This window comes from Burkholderia sp. ABCPW 14, assembly GCF_001523835.1.
Lineage (GTDB): Bacteria > Pseudomonadota > Gammaproteobacteria > Burkholderiales > Burkholderiaceae > Burkholderia > Burkholderia mayonis.
The window spans coordinates 1-4,186 of record NZ_LOVS01000139.1 but is presented as its reverse complement, the minus strand read 5'-3'; the positions used below and the strand labels follow the sequence as shown (position 1 = coordinate 4,186).

The window sequence follows — 4,186 nt, the reverse complement described above, 5'->3', positions numbered from 1 at the left end:
CCAGCACGCACCCGCTTGCGCGTAGCTTCGTCCATTTTGGCCATCAACCGAACCTCCATTCAGCGTGATGACTGTATAACGCACCGGCAGAAAATCGGTTGTCATGGATTCAGTAATTCTCAATAGTCTCAGACCACCGCCTGCTTTTATCCGGTCTGCCTCGGAGTGGGCGGTTTTGCGATCGTTGAAATTTGCGATTGCCTTTTTATTCGAGCGTGTCATCGACGGGTGCTGCAAAAATCCGGAACCCGGAAAGCGAAGTTCACAGGATTTGAAGTTGATGATAATTTATATATAGGAATACAAAGTGTTGAAATATGAAGAGCTAAAGATGAGACTTCAAATTCTCGCCAAAGAGGCTGAGGCGGCGCGCGAGCGAGAAATTGGAACGGCCCTTTCACTGATCCGAGACGTCGTAAGAACGTACGGTATATTGCCCGAACAAATCAATTCCGCATGGACGGAAATAAGGGGTGCACACAAACGCAAGGAGCCTGTTCCGCCTAAATACCGAAACCCAGCTACAGGCCAGACATGGAGTGGTCGAGGGCGATCTCCCAAGTGGATCGCCGGCCTATCGCGCGATGATTTCCTCATTGCGTGGCCAACGCTATCATGAACTCACTTGGTCGGGCTACCGGTCGATAGTCAACCAAATCCTTGGCGAACTCGGTTGGCAGCTTTCGACGGCGATGAGATCAAGCCATCAGTTCCGGTTGTGTATCGGGATATCTCGATTAGATTCCGCCGCGCCGATTCACCAAATTTGCGCCAGTCACCTCGTTCTCCGATTGATCATGATTTCACCACCTGTACCTTACAAATTACGATTTCTCAACCGCGCTTCCCCAAAATGCACGAATTGCGGCTATGCCGTATGCACCGGCATTGCGCGCATCGTCCAAGGTATCGATCGACATCCCGCCCAGTGCATAGATCGGAGTCGACGTCAGTGCCGCCAGCTCATGAAAACGCGACCAGCCAAGGGGCGTGGCGGTGGTATGAGTGGCAGTTGGCAGAACCGGCGAGACCGTTACTAGATCGACTCCGATTGAATCGGCATGCCGTATTTGATGTTCATCATGGCAGGCTGCCGAAAGCAGCAACTCGGGAGGCAACGGTCTACTCGAGCAGGCCATCAGGCGGGTGCTGGTGAGATGGACGCCATCTGCTTGGAGTGTCAGTGCCACTTCAATTGGCGCGTTCACAAGTAAACGAGCGTCGTATCGCCGACAACAAGCGAGTGCTCGCTCGGCCAGCCAGGCATACTGCACCGCAGTCACGGTTTTCGCGCGTAGCTGCACTAGACGGATCCCGCCTTTTAACGCCCGCTCCAAATCCATGATGAAATTGATTAACGGCGTGGCATCCGAAGGTTCTGGCGTGATCAAGTAGGTTGACGGCAACTTGGTTGAGTACTTCATAAACATTCGGCGGCAGGACCAAAGGAATTAAGGCGAACGGCATATGGGATTGAGCTTAGTCGGACGTACGCAATTGAATTGCGTCGTGCGTCACCGAGGAGACGCTATAGGCAACGGGCGCGGCTAGCAGGCCAATAGCTGAAATATAGATTGCGGGTGCAGTTATCATATGCGTCACTTCGATCAAGTAAGAACAGACGATGGGCGCAGTTCCGCCAAAGATTGCAGTGGCAAATGAATAGGTGATCGCCATACCCAGGCTCCCCCAATTTTGCTTGAATAAATCTGTGAGAACCACAAAAATAACACCAACCATGCAACCTGATGGAATTGCAAAAACGGTCTGCGCAAATAATAAAAATGAAATATCGTCGAGCTGCAGAATTTCAAACAGCGGGTAGCTGACTACAACTAATGAGACTACGCCGCAGAGGACCAGGCTCGATGCATTTATGAAACGCGCAACGTATCCTGAGACAATCATCGATGCGGAAAATATTGCGAGAGATACTACGTTTGAAATGTGTGCATTGAAACTAGAAACTCCGACGTAACTGTGCAAATAACTCGGCATCCACACAAATATCGAATAAATAACAACCTCCATAAATGCAACGAGGACAAAAGCCTGAAAGAGGGGTAACGTCGGTTTCCCGTGAGACGAACGGCGCGTCTGCAAGGTCAGATCTTGATTGATCGATGATCGTAGCAAATAGATTAAAATTGATAATGGGGTGCAAAGTAAAAATGGCCAGCGCCACGGCTCTACCCCATAACCAGCGACTGCCGGATTTGCAAATCGATGGGATGCGTCCACCAAATATGGCAAGGCGAAAACGGTTCCAGACGCCAACAGCATGCCCAGAAAGCCACTAACCACGGTGAAGGCGCAATAGAGGCCCCGATTTCGTTCGCCCGTGTTAAGTGCCACAAAATATCCGCTTAAAGGCATTTCTCCACCCGCGCAAAATCCTTGTAGCATTTTCAACGCCAGCAATAGGCCGGTTGCCATATAGCCTGATGTCCGATAAGTAGGGAGAAATGCAATCAGTGATGCTGGTACCGCCATACCAATCATGCTGAATTTGAGTGCCACACCAGCCCCATGTCTGTTCCCCAAGATGCCGAAGAACACACCGCCGAGAGGCCGCGCCAAGTAGCTGCTCGCGAACACCGAAAAACTCAGCATTAGTGCTGTCTTGTCACTTCCGGCGGGGAAGAAGAGCCGACCAATTTCCAGCGCCATAAAAGCAGTGAGTGAAAATTCATACCACTCGAAAAGATTGGCCGAAAGTGCGAGCTTTAAAGTTGGGTTAAATTTCGATCGCACGAAATGCCTCTCCCTTCACAAGAGATAGAACGTAAGGGAGATTTTCATCAATCAATTTGTTACGTAGGGCAGTGCAATGACACTCAACGGTTCGGTCCGAGATGTGGAGAAATTTGGAAATTTCCTTGTTGGTTAATCGCTCTACCTTTAGAAGAAATACTTGAATCTGCGCGTCCGTAAGCGGATTGATAAAATGTCGGTCAATTTTAAAATAAATGAGTGTCCGATTGACTGATTCTATAGAATTATAGAATTTTTTGTAAAGCCTATATACATTGATTGGCGGGAGTGTTCGCGTGATATCGTTCCGATATGTGACTATTCCAAGTATGTTCCCTCGAACACCGATTACTGGAAATTTCACCATTTCTTCAACTTGAGCCTCTCCGCAATCGTCTAGAAATTGATGCCTCCCCATCACATGAGACTTTTTCTCTCGTGCCGAAAGATCGAGACGTTCTATCGATCTCGCATACTGCGCCCCCCAATCTGGTTGATTGAATTTAATATCTTGTATTCTTAACCCAATAAGATCTTTTGGATTTTTAATTCCGAATTGAAGTGAGTTGTGTGCATTGTTTATGATGTATTTGCCAGTGTCTGCTTCTTTTAGGCTTGCTGAGGTTGGGAAATTTTCTATAAAACTAATAATGGCGCTATCGGATTTCATGGTGCAATCTCATATGATTATTCATGCAATCGGATGCATATTGAGAACGCGTGAAGTTACAGTCTGCCGCATAATTTTGCCGGCTGTCGATAATGCCAAAACAAGCCATGCCCGTATTCCAACTATATCAGTGATCTTCACGGATGTGTCGTCAGAGATATCAATGGAAAATCCATCCAACGGTGTGCGGTGATAGTTAAGGAATATGGTTATGTAATGCGATCTCATTTTTCCAACCTTGATGCATTATCACTTGCGTGGGGCGCTCCTCCTCCACGAGTGCCGTCCTAGTGAGGCTTGAACTGTTCTGCCGAATTCGCTCCGGGGCAGCCGCGCTCGCCACGTAAGCGAAACATTACCGCACCGCTCGCATCGGCCACCGTCTGCTCGCCCTACGATCTGCCTCGGAGCAGGCGGTTTTGCGATCGTCGATTTCGACGATCGCCTTTTTATTCCCGCGCGTCGGCTGGACCGTACATCTAGCGCCCCGCTCGGCGACTGCGTGCCTCGACGAAATGCGCATGCCGGGGTGACCGTCAATTGGAGATTGATTGTGGCAACCTATGAAGTCGAACCTGAACAATCCTGGACGGCTTATACGGAAAGGCTGTGATGCCGAAACGGTGTTGTTGGAATTGCAGGAAGCAGGCATATTGACGCGTGAATCCTGCAAATCCTGACGAGGTGTGGATGGGTCCGAAGTTGCCGGTGACAGAGGGAGATTTCTTCCGCCAACCGCTGCGCGAGCAGATCAATCTGAAG

Annotated in this window: 5 protein-coding genes; 1 reads left to right on the top strand and 4 read right to left on the bottom strand. The window is 49.3% G+C overall.

All coding sequences use genetic code 11. The annotated features are described in order from the left end of the window. On the bottom strand, positions 1–222 hold a 222-nt coding region (locus WS62_RS38345), incomplete at its 3' end, for a hypothetical protein (RefSeq protein ID WP_231748371.1). 85 nt (positions 223–307) lie between these two features. On the opposite strand from WS62_RS38345, the gene WS62_RS34470 reads away from it, so the two are divergent. After that, a complete protein-coding gene (locus WS62_RS34470; protein ID WP_156441073.1) occupies positions 308–619 on the top strand; it encodes an H-NS histone family protein in 312 nt (103 codons plus the stop codon). A gap of 205 nt (positions 620–824) precedes the next feature. Here WS62_RS34470 and WS62_RS34465 read toward each other — a convergent pair whose 3' ends face one another. Genes WS62_RS34465 through WS62_RS34460 form a run of 3 tightly spaced genes read right to left on the bottom strand, consistent with a single transcriptional unit; the run spans position 825 to position 3,424 of the window. Beyond that, the gene (locus WS62_RS34465; RefSeq protein WP_082721176.1) at positions 825–1,424 is read right to left on the bottom strand and encodes a thiamine phosphate synthase; all 600 of its coding nucleotides are present in this window, start codon (positions 1,422–1,424) and stop codon (positions 825–827) included. 55 nt (positions 1,425–1,479) lie between these two features. Next, a complete protein-coding gene (locus tag WS62_RS21360) occupies positions 1,480–2,754 on the bottom strand; it encodes an MFS transporter (RefSeq protein ID WP_197422893.1) in 1,275 nt (424 codons plus the stop codon). After that, the gene (locus tag WS62_RS34460; RefSeq protein ID WP_231748370.1) at positions 2,738–3,424 is read right to left on the bottom strand and encodes a helix-turn-helix domain-containing protein; all 687 of its coding nucleotides are present in this window, start codon (positions 3,422–3,424) and stop codon (positions 2,738–2,740) included. Before WS62_RS34460 ends, WS62_RS21360 begins: the two co-directional genes overlap by 17 nt. Positions 3,425–4,186: the final 762 nt, after the last annotated feature.

What these genes read in the sequence shown, in the direction of transcription:
- WS62_RS34465 (WP_082721176.1), bottom strand. Translation starts at nt 1,424, where the DNA reads ATGAAGTACTCAACCAAGTTGCCGTCAACCTACTTGATCACGCCAGAA.
- WS62_RS34460 (WP_231748370.1), bottom strand. Translation starts at nt 3,424, where the DNA reads ATGAAATCCGATAGCGCCATTATTAGTTTTATAGAAAATTTCCCAACC.